At 76.4% G+C, this 19651-nt stretch carries 13 protein-coding genes; 7 read left to right on the forward strand and 6 right to left on the reverse strand.

What is annotated here, in order from left to right:
• Positions 1-4 precede the first annotated feature (4 nt).
• On the reverse strand, positions 5-1846 hold the full coding sequence (locus ACFVSN_RS11130; RefSeq protein ID WP_387590789.1) for a glycoside hydrolase family 15 protein: 1842 nt from the start codon (positions 1844-1846) through the stop codon (positions 5-7).
• Positions 1847-2088: 242 nt separating this feature from the next.
• Here ACFVSN_RS11130 and ACFVSN_RS11135 point away from each other — a divergent pair, with 242 nt between their 5' ends.
• From ACFVSN_RS11135 to ACFVSN_RS11165, 7 genes are all read left to right on the forward strand, one after another.
• On the forward strand, positions 2089-2892 hold the full coding sequence (locus tag ACFVSN_RS11135) for an SAM-dependent methyltransferase (protein WP_387590786.1): 804 nt from the start codon (positions 2089-2091) through the stop codon (positions 2890-2892).
• 196 nt (positions 2893-3088) lie between these two features.
• On the forward strand, positions 3089-5206 hold the full coding sequence (locus ACFVSN_RS11140; RefSeq protein ID WP_380446060.1) for a putative bifunctional diguanylate cyclase/phosphodiesterase: 2118 nt from the start codon (positions 3089-3091) through the stop codon (positions 5204-5206).
• 455 nt (positions 5207-5661) lie between these two features.
• Positions 5662-6516 carry a glycosyltransferase family 2 protein gene (locus tag ACFVSN_RS11145; protein WP_380508427.1) on the forward strand — a complete coding sequence of 285 codons (855 nt, stop codon included), beginning with the start codon at positions 5662-5664 and terminating at the stop codon, positions 6514-6516.
• On the forward strand, positions 6516-7124 hold the full coding sequence (locus ACFVSN_RS11150) for a hypothetical protein (RefSeq protein ID WP_387954593.1): 609 nt from the start codon (positions 6516-6518) through the stop codon (positions 7122-7124). Before ACFVSN_RS11145 ends, ACFVSN_RS11150 begins: the two co-directional genes overlap by 1 nt.
• A gap of 52 nt (positions 7125-7176) precedes the next feature.
• Complete coding sequence (locus ACFVSN_RS11155; RefSeq protein WP_387590779.1) at positions 7177-8742, forward strand: glycosyltransferase family 2 protein; 1566 nt, start codon at positions 7177-7179, stop codon at positions 8740-8742.
• Positions 8743-8750: 8 nt separating this feature from the next.
• Complete coding sequence (locus ACFVSN_RS11160; protein WP_387590776.1) at positions 8751-9788, forward strand: glycosyltransferase family 2 protein; 1038 nt, start codon at positions 8751-8753, stop codon at positions 9786-9788.
• Positions 9785-10600, forward strand: coding sequence for a polysaccharide deacetylase family protein (locus tag ACFVSN_RS11165; RefSeq protein ID WP_387590773.1), 816 nt, complete (start codon positions 9785-9787; stop codon positions 10598-10600). The genes ACFVSN_RS11160 and ACFVSN_RS11165 overlap by 4 nt, the downstream gene beginning before the upstream one ends.
• A 28-nt stretch (positions 10601-10628) precedes the next feature.
• Here the strand turns inward: ACFVSN_RS11165 and ACFVSN_RS11170 are convergent, their stop codons facing one another.
• From ACFVSN_RS11170 to ACFVSN_RS11190, 5 genes are read right to left on the reverse strand one after another with little or no spacing between them, the layout of a single operon-like run.
• Complete coding sequence (locus ACFVSN_RS11170) at positions 10629-11489, reverse strand: family 16 glycosylhydrolase (RefSeq protein ID WP_387954595.1); 861 nt, start codon at positions 11487-11489, stop codon at positions 10629-10631.
• On the reverse strand, positions 11486-11929 hold the full coding sequence (locus ACFVSN_RS11175) for a hypothetical protein (protein WP_387590768.1): 444 nt from the start codon (positions 11927-11929) through the stop codon (positions 11486-11488). The genes ACFVSN_RS11170 and ACFVSN_RS11175 overlap by 4 nt, the downstream gene beginning before the upstream one ends.
• On the reverse strand, positions 11926-13836 hold the full coding sequence (locus ACFVSN_RS11180; protein WP_387590765.1) for a glycosyltransferase: 1911 nt from the start codon (positions 13834-13836) through the stop codon (positions 11926-11928). The genes ACFVSN_RS11175 and ACFVSN_RS11180 overlap by 4 nt, the downstream gene beginning before the upstream one ends.
• A complete protein-coding gene (locus ACFVSN_RS11185; RefSeq protein ID WP_387954596.1) occupies positions 13833-16433 on the reverse strand; it encodes a phosphotransferase in 2601 nt (866 codons plus the stop codon). Before ACFVSN_RS11185 ends, ACFVSN_RS11180 begins: the two co-directional genes overlap by 4 nt.
• Positions 16430-19468, reverse strand: a complete 3039-nt coding sequence (locus ACFVSN_RS11190) for an HAD family hydrolase (RefSeq protein ID WP_387954598.1) — start codon at positions 19466-19468, stop codon at positions 16430-16432. The genes ACFVSN_RS11185 and ACFVSN_RS11190 overlap by 4 nt, the downstream gene beginning before the upstream one ends.
• Between the last annotated feature and the right edge of the window lie 183 nt (positions 19469-19651).

A 19651-nucleotide genomic window follows, 5' to 3' on the forward strand; every position in this document is an offset into this window, starting at 1 on the left:
CAGCCTAGTCCGGTCGGGTCAGCGTGAACGCGGTGTTGACCAGGGCGACGTGGCTGAACGCCTGTGGAGTGTTGCCGAGTTGGCGTCCGGCGTGCGGGTCCCACTGCTCCGAGAGCAGGCCCAGGTCGTTGGCGAGCCCGACCAGGCGCCCGAACAGTTCGCGCGCCTCGTCCGCCCGTCCGGTGGCGGCGAGCGCGTCGGCGAGCCAGAACGAGCAGGCGAGGAAGGCGCCTTCGTCCTCGGCCGGCCCGTCCCCGGAGGGCCCGCCCTCGGAGAGCCCACCCACCGCCCACCCGTCCCGGCCAGGCCCGCCGCCGGAGCGTCCGGCCCGGTACCGCCGGACCAGTCCGCCGTGGTCGAGCCCGTCGCGGACGGCGTCGACGGTGCGCACGACCCGGGGGTCGTCCGGTGGCAGGAACCCGCTCTTGACGACGAACAGGGTGGCCGCGTCCAGCCCCCGCCCCCCGTAGTGCTGGACGAAGACGCCGCGCCGCCGGTCGTAGCCGTGGGCGCACACGTCGGCGTGGACGGCGTCGCGCATCGCCCGCCACCGCTCCGTCGGCGCAGGCAGCCCGGTGGCCTCGGCGAGCCGGACGGCGCGGTCGGCGGCGACCCAGCACATCACCTTGGAGTGCACGAAGTGCCGCCGCCCGTCGCGCACTTCCCACAGTCCTTCGTCGGGTTCGCGCCAGTGCTGTTCCAGGTAGGCCATGAGCGCCCGGAGCAGCATCCAGACGTGCCGCTCCATCGGCAGACCGGCCAGCAGCGCGAGGTGCAGGGTGTCCACCACCTCGCCGTAGACGTCGAGTTGGAGCTGGCCGACGGCGGCGTTGCCGAACCGCACCGGCCGCGAGTCCTCGTAGCCGGGCAGCCAGTCGGCGGTGGTCTCGCCGAGCACGCGCTCGCCGGCGACCCCGTAGACGGCCTGGAGGTCGCCAGGGTCCCCGGCGATGGCGCGTAGCAGCCAGCGGCGCCAGGCGACGGCCTCCTCGCGGAACCCGCTGCGCAGGAGGGCGGAGAGCGTCATGGAGGAGTCGCGCAGCCAGCAGAATCGGTAGTCCCAGTTGCGCGCCCCGCCGATCCGTTCGGGCAGCGACGCCGTGGGCGCGGCGACGATCCCGCCGGTGGGCGCGTACGCCAGCGCCTTGAGGGTGATCAGCGAGCGCAGGACGGCGGCCCGCCACTCGCCCTGGTAGCGGCACCCGGCCGCCCAGTGCTGCCAGCGGGAGACGGTGTCGAGCAGCGCCCGGTCGGGGTCGGTGCGCGGGGTGGTGGCCAGGTGGGAGGGCTGCCAGGTGAGGACGAACGGGACGCGTTGCCCGGCGGCGACGGTGAAATCGGATGTGGTGACCCCGTCGAGGCCGTAGGTGTGCACGCCGTCGGGCACCCGCAGCCAGGCGGAGTCGGGCCCGGCGACGGCGACCCGGTGGTGTCCGGTGCGCCGCACCCAGGGGTCGACGCGCCCGTAGTTGAAGCGCAGCCGCAGCGCGCCGCGCATCGGAACGCTGCCCGTGAGGCCGTCGACGACGCGGATCAGCTGCGGGGCGCGCCGCCCGTCCGGGCCGCGCTGCGGCATGAAGTCGGTGACCCGGACCTGCCCGGCGGCGGTGTGCCACTCGTTCTCCAGGACGAGGCTGTCGCCCCGGTAGCGGCGGGTGCGGCAGGTGCCGGCGCCCGCGGGGGCGAGCCGCCAGGCGCCGTGGCAGGGGTCGCCGAGCAGTCCGGCGAAGCAGCTGGGGGAGTCGAAGCGGGGCAGGCACAGCCAGTCGACCGAACCGTCCCGGCCGACCAGGGCGGCGGTCTGCAGGTCGCCGATGAGGGCGTAGTCCTCGATGCGTCCGGCCATCACCTCCATTCTCGGCTCCGTGCCCGCCCGGCGCCCCCGCCGCCCGCTCCCGCCCGGCAGCTCCGTCGGCAGCGCCCGCCGGACGGAGCGGGAGACGGAGCGGGGGACAGGGCGGGAAGCGGACACTCCGCTTGCACCCGTTCGGGGTGCGGGGGAGGATCTTCTGTGCTTGTAGTCTCATCTGTCACAGCAGTGGCCTGTGGTCGCTGCTGCCCCAGAACCGGAGTGAAGGAGTCACAGGCATGCGGCGACCGAGCTGGGTACCGGAAGGCACGGACCTGGACAAACCGAACGCCGCACGGGTCTACGACTACTACCTCGGGGGATCGCACAACTTCGAGGTGGACCGGGAGATGGCCCGCAAGGCGCTCGCCCTGTGGCCGGAGCTGCCCCAGATCATGCGCTCCAACCGGGCCTTCCTGCGCCGCGCCGTGACGCTGCTCGCCGAGCGCGGCATCTCCCGCTTCCTGGACATCGGCTCCGGCATCCCGACCTTCGGCGCCGTGCACGAGATCGCCCGCGCGATCCGCCCCGAGGCGCAGGTGGTGTACGTCGACCGTGACCCGGTGGCCGTCGCGCACAGCCGGCTGCTGCTGGCGGACGACCCGGGGTGCGCCGTCGTGCAGGCCGACCTGCGTGACGCGGACCTGCTGGCCCACCCCGAGGTGGCCGGGCTGCTGGAGGCCGGCGAGCCGGTGGGCGTCCTGCTGGTGGCCGTCGCGCACTTCGTCAGCGACGACGAGGACCCGTGGAAGCTGATCGCGACGATCCGCGACGCGCTTGCGCCCGGCAGCGCGCTGGTCCTCTCGCACGCCTCCTCGGAGGGCCGCCCCGACCAGGCGGAGGACCACCAGAACCTGTACCGGATGACGCCGACCCCGCTGACCATGCGCACCCGCGCGCAGGTCACCGCGATGTTCGAGGGCTTCGAGCTCGTGGAGCCGGGCGTGGTGTACCTGCCGCAGTGGCGGCCGGACCAGCCGGAGTCGGTCGGCGAACACCCCGAGCGGATGAGCGGGGTGGCGGGCGTGGGGTTCCGTCCTTGAGCGGACGAAGCGGACGCAGCTGGCCCGGTGGGCTCAGCGGCCGCACCAGACGCAGCGGGCCCGGTGGGCTCAGCGGCCGCACCAGACACAGCGGCCGCATCGGATGCAGTGGACGCATCTGGCCCGGCGGCCGCACCGGACGCGGCGGGCGACCGGTCGGCGGAGGCGGAACCGCGACCGCCGGGGCGGCGGTCGCATGAGCAGGACCCCGGCCCCCGGCAGCGCGGAGCGGTTCCACGAGGAGTGGGCCCGGCTGCTCTCCGGCGACCACGGCGCCGTCGTCCACCCCGGCCTGCTCGGCCGCCTGGTGGCCCGCACCGCCGCGCTGCTGCACCGCGCCCAGCAGGACGAGCCGTTCGAGCCGCACCTGGCCGCCCAGGCCGGCGCGGAGCTGGTCGACGCGCACTTCACCGACCCGGTCGTGCTCGCCCGCGCGGTGGAGCTGCTGCACGCCCAGCCGGTCGGCGACGACCGCGGCCCCGCCCTGACCGGCGCCTTCGCCGCGGGCTGGGCGGCCGCCCTGCGCGAGCGCACCCTGCGCGAGCAGGAGGCGATCCGGGCCGCCGCCGACCTCGCCCGCAAGGAGGCCGAGCGGGCGCTGCGCGCCTCCGAGGCCCGCTTCCGCGCCCTGTTCGAGAGCGCCGCGATCGGCATCGGCATCGGCGACACGGACGGCAACATCCTGGCCGTGAACAAGGCCCTGCAGGACCTGTTCGGCGCCGGGCCCGAGGACATGATCGGCCGCCGGGTCGGCGACCTCGTCCACCCCGAGGACACCCCCGGCGTGTGGGAGGCGTACGAGGACCTGATCAGCGGCAAGCGGGACTACTTCCAGTTCGACAAGCCGTACTACCGGCAGGACAGCGAGGTCATCTGGACCCACCTCACCGTCTCGCTGATCCGCGACGACGACGGCCGGCCGCAGTACCAGGTCGCGATGCTGGAGGACGTCACCGACCGCTACCGCCTCCAGGAGCGGCTGCGCCACCAGGCCACCCACGACCCGCTCACCGGACTGCCCAACCGGGCGGCCTTCTTCGAGCGGCTGGAGAAGCTGTTCGAGGAGCCGGAGCCGGGCGCCCGCTTCGGCCTGTGCTACGTCGACCTCGACGGCTTCAAGATCGTCAACGACAGCCTCGGCCACGACACCGGCGACCAGCTGCTCTCCGCCGTCGCCGCCCGCCTGAAGGCCGCGCTCTCCCCCCTCGGCCACCTGGTCGCCCGGCTCGGCGGCGACGAGTTCGTCGTCCTGCTGGAGAAGTGCCGGGGCGAGCAGGAGGCGATCGCCGCGGCGAAGACCGTCCTCAAGGCGCTGGCCGGGCCCGTGCTGATCGGCGATCACAAGCTCGCCGTGGGCGCGAGCGTCGGCGTGCTGGAGCGGCGCGTGTCCACGACCACCCCGGGCGCCGCCGTCCGGGCCGCCGACCTGACGCTCTACCGGGCCAAGGAGGCCGGCCGGGGGCGCTGGACGCTGTTCGACCCGAAGGAGAACGCCCGCGCGGTCAGCCGGTACGCGGTGTCCGTGCGGATGCCGGCCGCCCTCGACCGCGGCGAGTTCTTCATCGACTACCAGCCGCTCTACGCGCTCGGCGACGGCCGGCTCGCCGCCGTGGAGGCGCTGGTGCGCTGGCGCCACCCGCAGCTGGGCGTGCTCGGCCCGGACGAGTTCGTCACCACCGCCGAGGAGACCGGGCTGATCATGCCGCTCGGCCGCTGGGTGCTGGAGCAGGCCTGCGGCCAGGCCGCCGAGTGGATCAAGCGGTTCGGCGACGCCGCGCCCCAGCTCAACGTCAACCTGGCGGTGCGTCAGGCGCGCAGCGCGGCGCTGGTCACCGACCTCGGCCGGATCCTGGACGGCACCGGCCTGGACCCGGCCCGGCTCCAGCTGGAGATCACCGAGTCCACCGTGGTCGGGCCCGAGGACGAGGCGCTGCGCACCCTGCACGGCCTGGTGGACCTCGGGGTGTCGCTGGCGGTGGACGACTTCGGCACCGGCTGGTCCAACCTCGCCTACCTGCGCGACCTGCCGGTCTCCGGCCTGAAGATCGCCGGGTCCTTCGTGGGGGACCTGCACGACCCCGGCAAGGACGAGTCGACCGGGTGGCGCATCGTCAGCGGGCTGGTGTCGATGGCGCACGCGCTGGGGCTGAACGTCACCGCCGAGGGCGTGGAGACCCGCAGGGACGCCGAGCGGCTGCGCACCATCGGCTGCGACTGGGCGCAGGGCTGGCACTTCGGGCGCCCGGTGCGGCCGGCCGAGATCGCCCGCCGGATCGCGGAGGAGCCGCAGGGCCGTCCGATCGGGGAGCGCTGACGTCCGGAGTGCTGAGGTCCAGGGAGCTGACGTCCGGAGCGCTGAGGTCCGGGGAGCTGACGGCAGAGGCGGGTGACGATCGGGAGCGGTGACTCGGCGTCACCACGGGTCATGGGAAGTTACGTCAAAAATCGGACAAAAGCCCTTGACGTCACCGTGCGTGCGGACGGACGATGAGTCATTGGCTCAGTCGGCGTCCTGCGGGACGCGGCAGGCCGGTTCTTCCGACGGCGCCCTCGGCGCCGTGCGAGAGCCCGGAGCGGTGCGCACCCCACCTTCGGCCGCCCCAGGCGCTCTCGACAGTTCAGGCGGTCCCCGCGGGGCCACCTCCCCAGGCTGCGCGTGCGCGTATCCGTCCGCGCCCCGGGCCTGTTCGCCACATCTCCAAGGGCAGTGCCGCGCCGCTCCCCGGCGTCGCCGGCCGCCCCCGCCTCCGTTCGTTCGAGAGGCCCTCCATGAGCACCACCCTGCCCCCCACCGCCGTCCCGTACCCGTACGCAGGACGGCCCTCCGGCGCCCCGCCGGACCGGCACCCGCACCGGCGCGCCAGCGACCGGGTCCTCGACCACCGTCCGATGCGCCGGGCCGGCGACCGCGTCGCCACCACCCACACGGTCAGCCTCGTCATCCCCGCCCAGAACGAGGCCCGCAACATCGCCTGGGTCTTCGAGCAGATCCCGCGCTGCGTCGACGAGGTCATCCTGGTCGACGGCGCCTCCAGCGACGCCACCGTGCCGATGGCCAGGCAGTGCCTGCCGGCCGTCCGCAGCGTCCAGCAGAGCGCGCCGGGCAAGGGCAACGCGCTGCGCACCGGGTTCGCCGCCGCCACCGGCGAGTACATCGTCATGATGGACGCCGACGGCTCCATGTGGCCCGGCGAGATCCCGCACTACCTGCACTTCCTCGACCACGGCTACGACTTCGTCAAGGGCTCGCGCTGCATCGCCGGCGGCGGCTCGCTGGACTTCACCCGGGTCCGCTCGCTCGGCAACCGCTTCCTCCTCGCCGTCGTCAACCGCCTCTACGAGGCGAGCCTCACCGACCTGTGCTACGGCTACTGCGCCTTCCGCCGCTCCTTCCTGGACGCCCTCGACCTGTGCTCCACCGGCTTCGAGATCGAGGCCGAGATGATCGCGCACGCGCTGCGTTCCGGGCTGCGGATCGCCGAGGTGCCGAGCCTGGAACTCCCCCGCCGCAGCGGTCACTCGCACCTGCACGCCGTCTCCGACGGCCGCCGGGTCCTGAGGACCCTGATCGCCGAGCGTCCCGGCGCCCGGTCCCCTGTGGCCGCCCCCCTGGGGGAGCGCTGATGGAGGGCACCGGCCGGCGCACCGAGGCCGCCTGCCCGCGCCCTGTCGCCCGCGACTCGCTCCACACCCCCGTCCGCGTCGTCGAGCCGGAACCGGACGAGCCGGGGGCGTCGCGCGCACCCGGCGGTCGCGGCGCCGCCGACCCGGCCGGCCGCGTGTCGGCGTTGGTGCGGCTGCACGGACACCGGCCCGGCCTGGCCACGGCCACCGGTACGGCGGGCGGCCCCGCCGCGCCGCACCGGGCGCTGGTCGACGCCTCCCTCCGGGAACCGCGCGTTCCCGCTCCGTCCACCGCGACACCCGCGGCGCGTCCCGGTCGGGCCGGACGCGCCCGGGTGCCTGCGGGCCCGCGGACGGACGACCCGGTCGACACGGACGGCGCCGACACGGACGACGCCGACACGGACGACGTCGACACGGACGACGTCGACACGGACGACGTCGACACGAACGACGTCGACACCAACGACAAGGACCACACCGGCCGCAGGCCGATCCGAGGCGCCGGGGGTCCGGCGGCGCCACTGCGGGCGGACGCCCGGAGCGCGGCCCGGTCGGGGTCGCCGCGCCCCGGGTGCCCGCCCGCCCACCGGGCCGGTCCGCGCTGACGCGGACCTTTCCCGAACCTGCCCAGCCCCGGCGGCACCGCGAGGAGGAACGATGCGCGGCACCAGGTGGCCCGGCGCCACGACGACGGGCGCCACCACGGCAGATGCCACGACCTGTGGCACCACGGCACGCGAAGGCGACCGCTCCGGGACCGCCCCCGGGGCGAGGACCGGCGTGGTGCTGTGCCGGCCCGGCCACGTGCTCGACCTCGAACTCGGCCTCGAACCCGACGCTGAACCCGACGCCGAACCCGACGCCGAACCCGACGTCGAACCCGACCGCGGACCCGACCGCGGACCCGACCGTGTACCGGGCCTCGAAGCCGACGCCGAAGCCGACGCCGGCCCCGCGGCGGACCCCGGCCCGGCCCGCCTCCGGACGCCCGACGGCAAGGACGCCACCGGGGCCTCCGGCCGGGCCCTGGCCCTGGTCAGGCTGCACGGGCACCCGCTCGGCCTGGTCGGCGCGACCGCCGACGCCCCCGGCGCACTGCTCCCGGCCCTCACCGAGGCCGCCCGCCGGGAACTCGCCGTCCCGATCGGCCGCCACCTCGCGGCCGACCGGACGCGGCCCGCGAACGGCCACGGCCCCCGCGCCCCCCGAACGTCCGCCCGCGTCCTCCATCCATGCCTCGCGGCCCGGGCGGACACCCTCCTCGACGCACCGCTGATCAGCGTGGTCGTGTGCACGCACGACCGCGCCGGGATGCTGCGGGACTGCCTGGACTCCGTCCTGCGCGTGGACTACCCGCGGTTCGAGGTCGTCGTGGTGGACAACGCGCCGCACAGCGAGGCCGCCGCCCGCCTGGTCCGCGAGCGCTACCAGGGCCGGGTCCGCTACCTGCGCGAGCCGATCGCCGGCCTGGCCCGGGCGCGCAACCGCGGACTGGCCGTCGCCGCGGGGCAGTTGATCGCCTACGTCGACGACGACATCGTCGTCGACCGGGCCTGGCTGGCCGCGATCGCCGAGGCCTTCGCCGGCTCCCGGCGGACCGGCTGCGTGACCGGGCTGATCCTGCCCGTCGAACTGGTCACCGACGCCCAGGCCGCCGTCGTCCGCCACGCGGACTTCGACAAGGGCTTCGCCCGCCGGCGGTGGTCCCTCGCCGACCCGCCGCCGGACCCCCTCTTCCCGTTCACCGCGGGGCGCTTCGGCTCCGGCGGCAACATGGCCATCCGGGCCGACCTGCTGCGCGCCCTCGGCGGCTTCGACCTGGCCACCGGCCCCGGCACCCCGGCCAGGGGCGGCGAGGACCTGCTCGCCTTCTTCCGGGTGCTGGCCGCCGGGCGCGAACTCGTCTACCAGCCCGACGCCGTGGTCTGGCACCGCCACCGCCGCACGGAGGAGGCGCTCGCCGTCCAGGCCTTCGGGTACGGCAGCGGCCTCGGCGCCTACCTGACCGCCGCCGCCCTCCACGAGCCGCGGCTCCTGCCCGCCCTGCTGCGCCGCCTGCCGCGCGGCGTCGCCCTCGCCCTCGGCCGGGCCCGCGCCCGGCCGGCCGCGGACGAGGCCTGGTCGTGGCGGCTCTCCCGGCTGGAGCTCCAGGGCCTGCTGTACGGGCCGCTCGGCTACCTGGCCGCCGTGCACCGGGCATACCGCGACAACCGGAGGGGCTGACGGGCACCATGGCCGACACCTCCCGCCGGACCGCCGCGAGCACGGACGCGCAAGCGCACGCGCACGCGGTCGCGGCCGCCTCGCCGAGCCTGTCCGTGGTGGTCTGCGCCTACACCACCGAGCGCTGGGACGACCTCTGCGCCTGCCTCGCCTCGGTCGCCCGCCAGCACCGGCCCGCCGACGAGGTCGTCCTGGTCGTGGACCACTGCCCCGAGCTCGCCGCCCGCGCCGCCGAGGGCTTCCCGTCGGTCCGGGTCGTCACCAACGGCGAGTGCCGGGGCCTGTCCGGCGCGCGCAACAGCGGGGTGCGCGCGGCGCACGGCGAGATCGTGGCGTTCCTGGACGACGACGCCGCCGCCGAACCCGACTGGGCCGACCGCCTGCTGGCCGGCTACCGCGATCCGCGGGTGCTCGGCGTCGGCGGCCTGGTGCGGCCCTGGTGGGAGGCCGGGCGGCCGGCCTGGTTCCCGCCGGAGTTCGACTGGGTGGTCGGCTGCTCCTACCGCGGCCTGCCCGAACGCCCCTCCCCGGTACGGAACTTCATCGGCGCCAACATGTCCTTCCGGCGCTCCGAGGTGCTCGCGGCCGGTGGCTTCCGGACCGGCCTCGGCCGCGTCGGCAAGCGCCCGCTGGGCTGCGAGGAGACCGAGCTGTGCCTGCGCCTGGCCGCCCGCCGCCCGCACGGCCTGCTGCTGTACGAGCCGTCGGCGGCCGTGCGCCACCACGTGCCGGACACCAGGACGACCTGGCGCTACTTCCGGTCGCGCTGCTACTGCGAGGGCCTGTCCAAGGCCGCCGTGGCCGGCCGGGCGGGCGCGGGTCCGGCCCTGTCCAGCGAACGCCGCTACCTGCGCTCCACCCTGCCCCGGGCCGCCCTCCGGGAGGTGCGGGCGGGCGGCGGCCGCGGGCTGCGCACGCTCGGCGCCCTGCTCGGGGGCGTCTCGGCCGCGTCGCTCGGGTACGCGGTCGGCTCGCTGCGCCGGCGCGTGCGCCCGCACGGCGACCGGCCCGTCCGCGGCGCCGCGCCGGGCGGGAGCCCGCCGTGAGCGCCGTCCCCGTGTTCCTGTACCACTCGGTCGCCGACGACCCGCCGTCCTGGATCGCGCCGTTCACCGTCTCCCCGCGGGCCTTCGCCGAGCAGCTCGACCGGATCGCCGACAGCGGTCTGACCGTCGTCCCGCTGCACCGGCTGGTCGCGGCCCTGCACGGCGGTCCCCGGCTGCCCCCGCACGCGGCCGTGCTGACCTTCGACGACGGTTTCGAGGACTTCTTCTGGACGGTGGCCCCGCAGCTCGCCGACCGCGGCCTGCCGGCCACCCTGTTCGTCACCACCGGGGCCGTCCACCCGCCCGGCGGCGCGCCGGAGGGCAGCCTGCTGCCGCCGGCGCCGATGCTGACGTGGCGTCAGATCACCAACCTGGACGTCCTGGGCGGGGTCGAGATCGGCGGGCACAGCCGCACCCACGCCCAGCTGGACACCCTGTCGTGGGGTGCGCTGGACGCCGAGATCGGGTACTGCAAGCGGCAGTTGGAGGAGGTGCTCGGCCACGGGGTGGACTCCTTCGCCTACCCGCACGGCTACTCCAGCGCCGTGGTGCGCCGCCGGCTGCGCGAGTACGGGTGGTCCTCCGGGTGCGCGGTGCGCGACGCGTTCAGCTCGGCGGCGGACGATCCGCTGCGCATCGCCCGGCTGACCGTCCGGGCCGACACGGCGCCCGAGGTGTTCCACCGGTGGACCCTCGGGCAGGGCGCGCGGGTGGCGCCGTACCCCGAGCCCGTCCGCACCAGGGCCTGGCGCGGCTACCGCCGGCTGCGAGCGGGGCTCGGGCGCCCGGTCGGAGGTCCGGCCGGGGCCTGAGGGGAGCCGGCCGGGAGGGCCGACGGGCTCAGTGCTGCCAGACCCGCACCCACTCCACCTGCATCTGCGCCGAGTCGACCGAGGCCGGCGGCTGGTCGGGGACGCCGACGGCGAGGCTGAGCAGCACCTCCATGGCCACGTCCGGGATGTCCGCCTTGTCGGTCATCCAGTACCTGGCCTGGCCGTCGACCAGCCAGGTGAGGGAGTCGGCCTCCCAGTCGAGCGCGAAGACGTGGTACCCGGCCGGGAAGTCCAGCGGCCCGTAGTGGCCGGCCGAGGACAGGTCCGCGCCCTTCGGGCCCGCCCAGTGCACGGACATCTGGACGTTCCGTGACGTTCCCAGGAACTCCGCCACGTCGATCTCGGGCGGGGTGACGCGGGTGACCGGTGACAGCCAGAACGCGGGGTAGACGCCCTGCTCGGCGGGGATGCGGACGGCGGCGGCGACGTAGCCCCGGGTGAAGGTGAAGCGCGGGGTGCCGTTCCAGCTGTCGCGTCCGGTGGAGACCATGCCCGAGGTCCACGGGTACGTCCGGCCGTCGGACCCGGGGGTCGTGGCGCGCTCGGCCCGCAGGGTGAGTGCGCCGCCGCCGACGGACACCTGGCCGGGCTGGTACCACTCGGACTCGCGGTTGCCCGCGTTGGTGCACCCGTTGTCGTTCCAGTCGTAACAGGTCACCCAGCGCGACGAGTCGAGCGTGGACCCGCCGAACTCCTCCTTGAAGACGAGGTGCCAGGACCCGGGGGCGTCCGGCCGGGGGGCCTGGCCGGCGGAGCAGCCGGCGGTGGCGGCCAGCAGGACGAGCAGTCCGGCGCCGGCCGCCCGGCCGGCCCGCAGGGCGCGGCGGTGCCGCAGGGCGCAGTGGCGGGACGCGGTACGGAGCCTCATACCGGTGGCCTCCCTTCGGACGGCCGGTCCGCGGTGGGCGCCGCCGCCCGCCTGCGGTGCCGGACGGCGGCCGGCACCAGGACCGTCAGCGAGGTGATCAGGGCGACCGCGCCGACGGCCCGCGCGGTGCTGATGGACCGCGTGAAGAAGAAGACCTCGGCGACGACCGTGTCGATCGCGACGCTGAACGCGACGGTGAGGACGACGGCTTCGAGCGGCTCCCGGCGGCGCCCGGCGCGCACCGGGTGGGTCAGGCGCAGCGCCGCCGCACCGGGGCAGAGCAGCAGGAAGGAGGCCGCGACGACGGCGCGCAGCGGCAGCAGGGCCGCGGGCAGGGTCGTGGCGGCGAGGGCCACCCAGCCGGACACCGCGAGGACGGCCTCGGCGGGCGGCAGGCCCGCCGGGAGGCGGGTGAGGGCGCGGACCGGGAGGCGGGTCACGGCCGGCCTCCGTGCTGTTGCGGCCGGGGCTGCTGCGGCTGCTGCGGATGGGGCTGGATCTCGGGCGCGTTGTGGTCGACCAGCTCGTACACGACGGCGTCGGAGTTGCGGAACACCGGGGAGAACAGGTGCGAGCCGTCCACCGCCGCCTCCAGCCGGGGCACGGTGTCCGCGGGCAGCACGCCCGTGATGTAGCACTCGGCGGTCTGGGCGCGGTTGAGGACGAGGTACACCGGGCCGGGCGGGGCGGCCAGCGACACGGCCTGCTCCAGGCCCGCGAGCGGGTCCTTCACCAGGAGCCTGCGGTTCTCGAGCTGGTTCCAGGCGATCACCACCCGGTCGTGCTGGTCGTAGTCCTTGTCGATGTCCGGGACGTTGTTGGTGACCGTCACGACGAGCGAGCCGGCCGGCGCCGTCCGGTACAGGAACTCGGTCGCCGCGACCTCGCGGGAGGTGAAGGACTCCATCATCTCCTTGCCGTAGTAGCCGAACACCAGGCCGCCGAGGAAGGCCAGCAGGAGCGCGAACGAGGCGGCGGCCCGCAGCCGCACCCGCCACCGCGCGGGCGCCCCGGCGCGCAGCACCAGCGCGGCGACCAGCATCGCGGCGGCGGGCAGGGCGAACAGGTAGGAGCGGAAGATCATCTCGCCGCCGTAGCTGTTGAGCGCCGGCATCGGCATCGGGGCGATCAGCAGGTACGGCAGGGCCGTCCGGCGGGTCCAGGGCCGGCGCAGCAGCGCGACCGCGGCCAGCAGCACCACGGCGGCCGACAGCCCGCGGTCCACCCAGGCCAGGAGCACCTGGCCGGGGGCGGGGGAGCCGAGCCCGGTCAGCCACGTGGGGGCGTTGGCGTCCGGCGAGGCGATCGCCGCGACGAAGCTGCGCAGGTTCGCCGCGATGTACGGGCGGGCCGCGGTGGCCAGCCAGACCGCCTGCAGGACGACGGCGCACGCGAGGACGGGCAGCACGACGCGGCGGTTGCGGCGGGGGAGCGACAGCGCGGCCAGGAAGACGATCAGCATCAGCGGGGTGAGCTGGTGCGAGGTGACCAGGACCGCCACCAGCAGCAGCACCATCAGGAACCGGGCGGGCCGCCAGCCTTCGCGCACCGCCGCGGCGCCCGCCGCCCCGGCGGGCGGCGGGTCGGCCGGCGCGCCGGGCGGCCGGACCGGTGTCAGCTGCTTGAGGACCATCGCGAGCACGGTGACGAAGAGCAGGAACCCGAAGGTCTGCGGCGCGAAGTAGTCCTGCCCGATCCACATGCACGAGAAGAAGATCCACACGGCCCCCCAGACCAGCCGCCAGTCCCGGGTGATCGTGCGGTAGAGCAGGATCAGCGGGCCGATCAGCAGCACGTCGGCCACCGGCGTGGCCCAGTGGGCGTAGCCCATCGCCGACGGCAGTCCGGTGGCGCGCAGGAGCAGGCCGTTGACGACGAAGAAGCCCGGCCACTGGTTGTAGATGTCCAGCCAGCCCGGCCGCGGCACCGGGCCGCCGTGCCGCAGGAAGGCGTCGACCACCTCGACGTGCTTCCACGCCCACGAGTACCGGACACCGGGGTAGAGCAGGCTCGGGGTGGCGTGCACGATCGCGATGAGCCCGACCACGTACGCCGCCGACCACGCGTGGCTGAGCCGGGGGCGGCGCAGCTGGACGGCGAAGCCCAGGGTCAGCAGGCCGAGCGCGACCCAGAACAGCACCGGCAGCACCTCGATCAGCCCGAGGTCGTCCATCCGTTCCAGGTGCACGTGGCGCAGCGACACCAGCCAGAGCGCCATGGCCACCGGGAGGGCGCCGCGCGTGACGAGCGTGCGCACGGACGGCCGTCGCGGCCCGGCCCCGGCCCCCGCCGACGGCGGGCGGTCGGTGCGGACGCCGCGGGGCGCGGGCGCCGCGGGCCTGGTCATCCCGGCCACCGGGCCGGTGCGGCCGTCGCGCCGGTTTCCTCCAGGGCCGCGCCGGCTTCCTTCAGCACGGGGACGACGTTGGCGCCGACCCACCAGTGGCTGCGCCCGTACCGGGTCGACTTCTCCAGGTTCGAGGCCACGTGGCAGAGCCAGGCCAGGAGCGGGAGTCCGACGCCGCCGGGGGGATCGTCGAACCCGGCGGTGCGCAGCAGCCGGAGGTCGGCGGGCGGGAGGGAGCCCGTGCGGACGGCGTCGGTGACCAGGGCGCCCCAGGGGCGGCCGGACAGCTGGGCGCGCAGCGCGATGACGAAGGTGCACGCGTCGACCTCGGCCGGGCCGTTCGGCCGGGCGCCGCCCCAGTCGAGCACTCCGGTGACCCGGGTGCCGTCCTCGCCGAGCAGGACGTTGCCGGGGGCGAAGTCCCCGTGGAACCACGCGACGGCGGTCGGCCGGCCGGTCAGTTCCCGGTGCAGCAGCTCGACGAGGGCGTCCAGGTGTTCGGCCCCGGGGCCCGCGCGGCACCAGCCGATCCGTGCGGACAGCAGGGCGCGGCGCGGCTCCACCCAGTCGTCGAGCCGGTCCGTGAGGGGCTCGGTGCGCCCGGTCGCCCGGTGCAGCTCGGCCAGGGCGCCCAGCGCGGCGGCCGCCACCCGGGGGGCGTGCTCGGGGAAACGGGCGAGGTGTCCGTCGGCGGTGACGCCCGGCAGCCAGTCCTGGGTGACCAGTGGCAGCGGCCCGTCGAGGCGGCGGGACACCGGGCGGGGCAGGAGCCGGCGCCACTCGCCCAGCCGGGGGTCGGCGTCGAGCCGGCGCAGCACCTCCCACTCGCCGGCCAGGGTGGCGACGGCCGGGGCGCTCCGGGGGTGCTTGACGGCCAGCGGCGGCGTGGCGGCGCCGTCCAGGCGGAACACGAGCACGTCCGAGCGGCCCTGGGAGCTGTGGTGGGCGGTGGCGCCGCGGGCGGGCCCGATCCGGCGGGCGAGCCGCCGGGCGGTCAGGCCGTCGACGGGCCGGTAGAGCAGGGCCGGGCGGCGGATCGGCAGCAGACCGGCCACCGCGAGCCAGGCGGCGGCGGCCGGGCCGGCGGGCGTGGGGGTCTCGGCCGGGGCCGTCTCACGGGTGCGGGTGGGCAGCCACCAGGAGCGGCGCCAGAGCAGGGCCCCGGCCACCGCGCACTGCGCCACCAGCCAGGCCAGCCCGGCGCCCGCGACCCCCATGGGCGCCAGCAGCAGCACCGTCAGCCCGAGGGCCAGGACGGCCTGCGCGGCCAGGACGGCCAGGACGACCCGCAGCCGCCGTCGCACCCGGCAGGCCGCGACGGCGACGGCGACCACCAGGTTGGGCAGGGCCGAGAGCGCGAGCAGCCGCAGCGTCGTCGTTCCGGCGCGGGCGTAGTCGGGGCCGAACACGGACAGCACCCAGGGCGCGGCCACCGTCGCCGCCAGCGCCGCGGCCGCGAGCACGGCCCCGCTGTGGCGGAGCACCCGCCGGCAGTGGCGCAGCAGCTGTTCGGCGGCGTCGGGGGAGTCCGCCGGGCTGGTCGCCTCGACGATCAGGGAGGCGCTCATGTTGATCGCGAACTGGTAGAGCGCGTACGCCACCAGCCACGCGATCGAGAAGTAGGCGCCCGCGGCGGCCCCGAGCCGGCCCAGCACGATGAGCGGCGGCAGCGTGGTGGCGGCCAGCCAGCACAAGGAGCCGGTCCAGTCGGCGGCCAGGTAGGCGGGGGAGGGGGCCTGCCGCGGTGCCCCGGCGGGCGGGCCCGTGCCCTCGGCGGCCCGGCGGACGTGCCGGGGGATGGCGCGGCAGGCGATGAAGGTGTTGGTGAACAGCACGGAGAAGGCCAGCCCCGCGCCCCAGGAGCCGAGGATCGCGGCCCGCGCGCCGGCGGCCGCGAACAGCACGAGCAGCAGCAGCTTCACCGTGGCGAACAGGGTGTTCTCCAGGACCACCCAGTCCGCGCGGCGCAGTCCGGTCAGCACCCCGTCCTGGACGACGAACAGCGCGTACGCCGCGGTGGCGGCGGCGAACCCGGCCGCGACGGGCGGGGAGCGCAGGAAGCCCAGCCCGGGGGAGAGCCGCGGGACCAGCAGGACGAACCCGGCGCCGAGCAGCAGTCCGCAGCCCGCCGCCGCGAGGTAGGCCCGGCCCACCAGCCGTCCGGTCCGGCGCCCGGCCGGCGGGACGAAGCGGATCATGGTGTTGACCAGGTTGAGCTGCCCGACCCCGCCGAGGAACATCATCGCGGAGACGGCGGCGAAGCCGGCGCCGACCGCGGCGGGCGTGAACAGGCGGGCGGCCAGCGCCCAGTAGCCGGCGCCGACCCCGGCGGTCACCAGCGAACTGGCCGTGAGCAGGTGTCCGTTGCGCAGCAGCGGGTCGGACCGGCGCGCGGCCGTCCGTCCGCGGGCCGTGGCCGTCCGTCCGCTGGCTGCGTTCGTTCGTCCGTCGGTCGCGTCGGTCGCGTCGGTCGCGTCGGTCGCGTCGGTCGCGTCGGTCGCGTCGGTCGCGTCGGTCGCGTCCGTCCGTCCGCCGGTCGTGGACGGGCGTCGGGTGGCGGCCGTGGGGGCGCCGGGCCGGGCTGCGGGGGTCTTCATCCGGGGCGCTCCCCGTCGGCCGGCCCGGTGCCGCCCGGAGGAGCGGCGGCGCTCGGGGGCGCGGCGGCGCGGACGCGCGCGGTGGCCCGGGCGAGTGCGGCGAGCCGGGGTGCCGCGCCGGCCCGTCCGGCCTCGGGCACGGCCAACAGGGCCAGCAGCGCGCGGACTTCGGGCGGGTGTCCGGGCGCCCGGCAGTCCGGGCAGCCGCCCGGCCGGTGGCCGATCAGCCGGCCGACGATCCCGGCGAGCCCGGCTTGGTACGGGCGCCGGGCCGTCGGGACGCCCGCGGCGACCACGGCGGGAGCCGCGTTCGCCGGGGCGGCGGCGCGCCGGGCCCAGGTGAGCAGCGGGAGGTCGGCGGCGGTGTCCCCGACGGCCAGCGCGGGGACGGCGGTCCCGTCGCCGAGCGCCGCCAGCAGGGTGCGCACGCCGCCGGCCTTGTCGACGCCGCGCGGGACGAAGTCCGACTGGGCGTCGCCGGTCACGACGGTGAACCGGGTCCCGTACGGTGGCCGGCCCAGCAGCCCGGCGACCGTCCGGGCGGGCAGCGCGGTGCGCCGCGGGCCGTCCCCGGCGCTCGCGCGGAGGGACCACCGGGCGTACGGGTCGACGAAGACGCCCGGCAGCGCCGCGAGTCGGCGCCGCAGGCCGGTGGTGTCCGTCCCGCTGACGGGGTGGACGGCGCCCGTCCCCGCGTCGAAGGCCACCGCGCCGTACTCGGCGACGCCGCCGGCCAGCCGGTAGGCCGCGCAGCGGTCCCGCACCTCGGGCAGGGAACGGCCGGTGGCGAGCAGCACCCGGTAGCCGTGCGCGCGCAGGGCCCGCAGGGCGAGCATGCCCTGCGGCGAGGACGCGGGGAACCCGAGGACGTCCGACTCCAGCACCCCGTCGACGTCCAGGACGCACCAGGGGCCTTGGGGATCGGTGTCCAGATCGGCCAGGTACGCGCCGGCGAGGAAGCGCTGGACGGCCGCCGCCTGCGCCCGCCGCTCGTGGGCGCGGACGAGGGGCGCGCGGGCCGGGTCCGCCGTCCGGGCCTGCCGCGCGGCGTCCCAGTTCTGGACCAGCCGGAGCAGGCACCAGCGCGCCGGGTCGATCCGGCGGCCGGTCAACTGCTCGTAGGCGTCGAGGAGTTCGGTCTCGGCGACGTGGGAGTGCGCGGGGCCGCCGGGCGCTTCGGTGGCCGCGCCCGCGAGGTCGAAGGCCGCGTCGTAGGTCGCCAGGTCGAGGTTGCTGAACGCGCCGTCGGCGAAGCCGGTCTTCGTCCGCCCGCCGGTGCCGTCGGGGGGCCAGTGCCCGTCCCCGGTGCGGCCGTCGACGACGCAGGGCCGGGGTGCGGCCAGCAGGGACCGGGCCAGCGGGTACAGCAGGGCGGGGCGCAGGACGGGGTCGAGGCGGCCGCCGACGGGGGCCAGGATGCGGGCCGCGACCTCCCAGGCCGGCTGGCGTCCGGCGAGCCCGAGGCTCCGGTCGGCGGGCACCGCGAGGAGGCGCTGGCGGGCCGCGACGTACCGGGCGACCTCGGCCGGGCGGGGGCGGCCGGTGCGGTCGGCGGCGGTGCCCGGCGCCGGACCCGAGCCCGGCCCCGGCCCGGGTTCGCCGGGCAGGCGGGCGCGCAGCAGGACGCCGTCCGCGAAGCCGTGGACCTCGGGCACCAGGCCGTCGAGCGCCCGGGCGACGGTCACGGCCTGCCGGCCGAGGTAGCCGACCCCCGCCCACTGGGCGACGAGGGGCAGGGCGCGCTCGCGGCCGTCGACGCCTTGGACGTGCGCGGTCAGGGGGACGGAGAGGTGTGACCAGCGGGAGAGCGGGCCCGCCGTGCCGACCTCGGGCGCGCGGGCGGCCGTCCATCCCGCGCCCGGCGGCAGGTCGGGCAGCACGTTGCGCAGCACGTTGGGCAGCAGGCCGGCGAGCGCGGCCGCGCCCAGTCGGCGGCGGACCTCCCAATCCCCGCCGGGCAGCACGACGCACGGGTACCGCCGCAGGACGTCGGGCACCGGTCCGGCGTCCTCGAAGGTCGCGAACAGGGGGACGACGGCATCGGCGGGGAAGCCCGCGCGTTCGGCGGCGGCCGCGACGGCGGCGAGCGATCCGCCGGTGGCCGGCGGATCGTCGAGGAGGAGGACGGCGCCCGCGCCCTCGCGGACGGCGCGGACGACCGCCGCCCGGCCGGGCAGCAGCGCCAGTCCGGGCCGGGTGGTGCCGACCGTCACCGACCGGTGGCCGAGCCGGCGCAGCGCCGCGCCGGCCAGGGGCGCCAGGTAGCTGCCCGACGTGCGCACCCCCAGGACCAGGAGCGGCCGGTGCCGGGTGCCGTGCGGCCCGGTGAAGCGGCGGGCCAGTTCGACGGCGTCCGCCGGGTGCTGGTCGAAGCTGCGGAAGCAGGACGGCGGGCGCAGGTACTCCGCGCCGAGCAGCGCCCCGGCGCCGGGCAGCGCGGCGAGCCGAGCGGCGGCCTCGTGGACGGCCCGGACGAGGTCCGCGTCCGGGGTGTCGCCGTGGCCGGCCCCGTGGTCGTCGCCGAGGGGGCCGGGCTCCGGGGTCTCGCCGTGGACGTGGCTGTCACCGAGGAGGCCGTCGACCACCGATCCGGCGAGCCGGTCGCGCAGCGTGGCCATCCCGTCGCCCCAGCGCCGCAGGCCGCGGCCGGGGGCGACCGACCGGAACGCCCCGGCGGACAGCGCGACGCCGAGGCGCGCGGCCCGGAGCGCCGAGCGCGCGGCGGGCCCGCGCGCCTCCGGGGCGAGGTGGTCCACCAGGCGCCGCGCGCCCCAGGAGGCGCCCTGGAGCCGGTCCTCGACGATCTGGCAGATCCCCGCGCTCAGCAGGAAGGCGTCGAGCAGGCGGGACGTGTCCGGGTGGGGGGTGGTGCGGCGGGACTCTTCGACGGCGGTGACCAGCCGGGCCGTCAGCTCGGTGACGTCCAGGTACAGATCGGCGGTGCGGGACGGCTCGTCGGAGCCGGAGCGCGGTGAGGACGGGCGGCTGGAACGTTCCGCCGTGGAGAGTGCCGCCGGGGCCTGCGCGTCACTCATCGTCGGGCTCCCGGAGTGGCTGGGATCCTCGTCTCCGGCGCGCGTCACCGGCGTGCGTCACCGAAGTGTCAGCGGTACTGTCTCCCATCCTTAGCCCGCCGGTCACCTTCAGTCAATACAGCGACGGTCAGTGGACCTTTTCTCCCTATATATGGGCAATAAATGCGCACTGCTCGTGACGTG

It is taken from the genome of Kitasatospora sp. NPDC057904 (genome assembly GCF_042887925.1).
GTDB lineage: Bacteria > Actinomycetota > Actinomycetes > Streptomycetales > Streptomycetaceae > Kitasatospora.

Coding starts and splice junctions, on each gene's coding strand:
- ACFVSN_RS11185 (WP_387954596.1), bottom strand. CDS start 16,433: ATGAAGACCCCCGCAGCCCGGCCCGGCGCCCCCACGGCCGCCACCCGA.
- ACFVSN_RS11140 (WP_380446060.1), top strand. CDS start 3,089: ATGAGCAGGACCCCGGCCCCCGGCAGCGCGGAGCGGTTCCACGAGGAG.
- ACFVSN_RS11180 (WP_387590765.1), bottom strand. CDS start 13,836: ATGACCAGGCCCGCGGCGCCCGCGCCCCGCGGCGTCCGCACCGACCGC.
- ACFVSN_RS11170 (WP_387954595.1), bottom strand. CDS start 11,489: ATGAGGCTCCGTACCGCGTCCCGCCACTGCGCCCTGCGGCACCGCCGC.
- ACFVSN_RS11155 (WP_387590779.1), top strand. CDS start 7,177: ATGCGCGGCACCAGGTGGCCCGGCGCCACGACGACGGGCGCCACCACG.
- ACFVSN_RS11145 (WP_380508427.1), top strand. CDS start 5,662: ATGAGCACCACCCTGCCCCCCACCGCCGTCCCGTACCCGTACGCAGGA.
- ACFVSN_RS11130 (WP_387590789.1), bottom strand. CDS start 1,846: ATGGCCGGACGCATCGAGGACTACGCCCTCATCGGCGACCTGCAGACC.
- ACFVSN_RS11135 (WP_387590786.1), top strand. CDS start 2,089: ATGCGGCGACCGAGCTGGGTACCGGAAGGCACGGACCTGGACAAACCG.
- ACFVSN_RS11150 (WP_387954593.1), top strand. CDS start 6,516: ATGGAGGGCACCGGCCGGCGCACCGAGGCCGCCTGCCCGCGCCCTGTC.
- ACFVSN_RS11160 (WP_387590776.1), top strand. CDS start 8,751: ATGGCCGACACCTCCCGCCGGACCGCCGCGAGCACGGACGCGCAAGCG.
- ACFVSN_RS11190 (WP_387954598.1), bottom strand. CDS start 19,468: ATGAGTGACGCGCAGGCCCCGGCGGCACTCTCCACGGCGGAACGTTCC.